The sequence below is a fragment of the Bacillus sp. T2.9-1 genome (assembly GCF_950097965.1).
Taxonomy (GTDB): domain Bacteria; phylum Bacillota; class Bacilli; order Bacillales; family Cytobacillaceae; genus Niallia; species Niallia hominis.
Genome location: NZ_CATNHG010000003.1, coordinates 1 through 3,645 on the forward strand (window position 1 = coordinate 1; position 3,645 = coordinate 3,645).

The following is a 3,645-nucleotide window of genomic DNA, read 5'->3' on the forward strand; positions in this document are numbered from 1 at the left end:
TCTTTCGTTGAAAATGTTATCTTACTCATGTTGTCTCCTAATCCCTTTTTAGTAATTTAAGTATATAAAAAAATACCTGTAGATAAAACACTCTTTTTCAAGTGTCCTAACTACAGGTACCATTTTATATTTTTCATCCTTTCTTATAAAAGGATGAAAAAGGAATCTTTTTAAGCAAATATAGGCGTTTTAATGGTTCGAAAATGGATGTAATAACATAAAATGTTTTGAAGCAACCTAGTGGAATGAACAGGGTATGGGTCAAATAGTTGATGGATAATCAAAGTGAAAAGTTTCCCCTACTTTTTACTTTGATTTTTTTATTTTTCCCATTTCTAAACTTCAGGAAGAAGCAACAGAAAGCTTAGGATAATTTGAGGAAGAAAGTGGAAGATAAAACTATCCGTGAAGGTTTAAATTGCCTCAACTACCCATTAGGTGTCAGGAAAGAAAGCATCCACAAATGGAAGTTCGCTTAAATCATAGTGATGATTTAGTTTAAATGCTTTATTATAGAGATGTGTGAAAACCTTGAAACATGTTGGTTAACTAGAAAGACTGGCTGATTAATATTATTTTCCCTTCCTTGTCTCTTTTCTATCTTTTTTCCAAACAAAAATGTCATATCCCTTCTCTTCATGTATATATTGAAGAGAAGGTTTTTTATTTTATCTATGAGTGTTTTTTATGAATTAGGTAAATTTCAGAATCAAATAAAAAACGTATGGATGGGTACCATTTTTACGTTCATAAACAACTAACTTGCTAAGTAAATATAAAAACTAGCAAAAAAAAGGAGGGGAAAATAAAAAATAAGTCATAAAGAGATAGGACAACATCATAAATATATATTGTCTAATAGTATTAAAAGGATAATTCTATCCCATGTACTAGGAAAAGTTCAGGAGGGGATCACTTGGAAAAGGTAAATATTTTTAAAGATATTGCCGAAAGAACGGGCGGTGATATTTACTTAGGTGTAGTAGGTGCAGTACGTACTGGAAAATCAACTTTTATAAAAAAATTCATGGAATTGGTCGTAATTCCGAATATGGAAAATGAAGGGGAAAGAACAAGAACAAAAGATGAGCTTCCTCAAAGTGCAGCAGGAAAAACGATTATGACAACAGAACCGAAGTTCGTTCCAAATCAAGCGGCCTCTATTAAAGTAGATGAAGGGTTAGAAGTAAATATTAGGCTTGTTGATTGTGTTGGCTATACAGTGCCTGGAGCACAAGGATATGAGGATGAAAATGGGCCTAGAATGATAAATACACCATGGTATGAAGAACCAATTCCATTCCATGAAGCTGCTGAAATAGGAACTAGAAAGGTAATTCAAGAGCACAGTACAATTGGAGTAGTTATTACAACAGATGGTACTATTGGCGATATTCCAAGAAGTAACTATCTAGAAGCTGAAAATAGAGTAATTGAGGAATTAAAAGAGGTTGGGAAGCCGTTTATTATGATTATAAACAGTGCACAGCCATATCATCCCAATACGGAAGCATTAAAGGATGAGCTTTCTCAAAAATACGATATCCCAGTAATTGCGATGAGTGTAGAAAGTATGCGTGAAGCAGATGTTTTAAATGTAATGCGTGAAGCATTATTCGAGTTCCCGGTATTGGAAGTAAATGTGAATTTACCGAGCTGGGTAATGGTATTAAGAGAAAATCATTGGTTAAGAGATAATTACCAAGAAGCAGTAAAAGAAACAGTAAAAGACATTAAGAGATTAAGAGATGTAGATAGAGTTGTCTCTCAATTTAGTGAATATGAATTTATTGAAAATGCTGGTCTAGCTGGCATTGAAATGGGCCAAGGGATTGCCGAAATTGATCTATTTGCACCAGATGAGTTATATGATGACATTTTAAAAGAAATTGTCGGGGTAGAAATTAGAGGAAAAGACCACTTACTAGAATTAATGCAAGATTTTGCCCATGCAAAAACGGAATATGATCAAATTTCAGATGCATTAAAAATGGTGAAGCAAACAGGTTATGGGATTGCTGCTCCATCCTTAGTTGATATGAGCTTAGATGAACCTGAAATCATCCGTCAGGGATCTAGATTCGGCGTTAGACTAAAAGCTGTAGCGCCTTCTATCCATATGATTAAAGTAGATGTTGAAAGTGAATTTGCTCCAATTATTGGATCGGAAAAACAAAGTGAAGAATTAGTCAGATATTTAATGCAGGATTTTGAGGATGATCCATTATCAATTTGGAATTCAGATATTTTTGGAAGAAGCTTAAGTTCAATCGTCCGAGAAGGCATTCAAGCTAAACTCTCCCTTATGCCAGAAAATGCTCGCTATAAATTAAAAGAAACATTAGAAAGAATTATCAATGAAGGTTCTGGTGGACTAATAGCAATTATTTTGTAAGAACTCTATTTTAGGGTTCTTTTTTTTCATTTTATTTCGAGAAGAAAGCGAAAGTTGGTATAAAAAAAGCCTAATAGAGGCATTTTATTTATTCTTATACCCACCATTTACTTAAGTGAAACAATGGAGTTATAGTTCTTTTTACGCTTTAATTTTGGTTGTAAATGGAAATTTTATGGTTTTAATGTTACGCTTTTATTTCAAAATAAGAAAATATCGCTATCAATACATAAAATTTCTTGATATGCATAAACGATTATGATAATCTTTTAAAGGAATTAGCGTTATATAAGGTTTCTTATTCTTTATGTAAGGGTTAAGTTACTTTATACTTGAATACTTCTTTGAGTGAACAAATGTATGTCATTTAGGAAAAAATTCGGTAGGACGTATATAATTCCGTTAATTTGTTTACAAATAAAGATATGAAACTAATTTTAGGCTTTTATTTGAAACACTCGGGAGGAGGTGAAAGGCATGAACAAGACAGAATTAATCAATGCAGTTGCTGAAGCAAGTGAACTATCAAAAAAGGACGCTACTAAAGCAGTTGACGCTGTTTTCGATACAATCTTGAATGCTTTAAAAGATGGAGATAAGGTTCAACTTATCGGTTTTGGTAACTTCGAGGTACGTGAACGTGCGGCTCGTAAAGGTCGTAACCCACAAACTGGTGAAGAAATTGAAATCGCAGCAAGCAAAGTTCCTGCTTTTAAACCAGGTAAAGCACTTAAAGACGCAGTGAAATAATTACATATAATAGTATTTCACTAAAACCGCGAAATTATCGCGGTTTTTTTTTGTGAGTTTTTTTATAAAATAATGATGATTGAAATGAAAGGAGAAAAAGGAATAAGAGAGAGAATCTTTCCAAAGTAGCTATTGTACCCCTTTACTTTCTCTTGTGATATAATAAATAAAATATGTGATTGAAATGGAAAAGTTCTGTTTAGTGCTGTTTTCTAAAAGATTGGTGTGTTTCCAATAGAAAAAACCAATAAATTCAATAACTAATAAACCTGAATACACGTAGACTCCTATGGTAGCGGCTCGGCACTCGACCAATGGAAAGCGAAGTGTATTTAGGCTGCGGGTCATAGCAACAACTTTACATATAATAAAGCCTGAAATATTCATAGCTCATAAAATCAGCTAAATTCAAGGATAAAAAACTAAATTTTTATGAAACTTTTTATAAAAATGAACTGTTCAAAACTAATACTTGAATTTACTTTCTCAATGGGTCAATT

Annotated in this window: 2 protein-coding genes; both read left to right on the forward strand. The window is 32.7% G+C overall.

The features are described from left to right. The first annotated feature begins 916 nt into the window (after positions 1–916). Positions 917–2,395, forward strand: a complete 1,479-nt coding sequence (gene spoIVA / locus QQZ16_RS01495; RefSeq protein ID WP_235252798.1) for a stage IV sporulation protein A — start codon at positions 917–919, stop codon at positions 2,393–2,395. A gap of 477 nt (positions 2,396–2,872) precedes the next feature. Next, positions 2,873–3,145, forward strand: coding sequence for an HU family DNA-binding protein (locus tag QQZ16_RS01500; protein WP_016203034.1), 273 nt, complete (start codon positions 2,873–2,875; stop codon positions 3,143–3,145). Positions 3,146–3,645 lie beyond the last annotated feature (500 nt).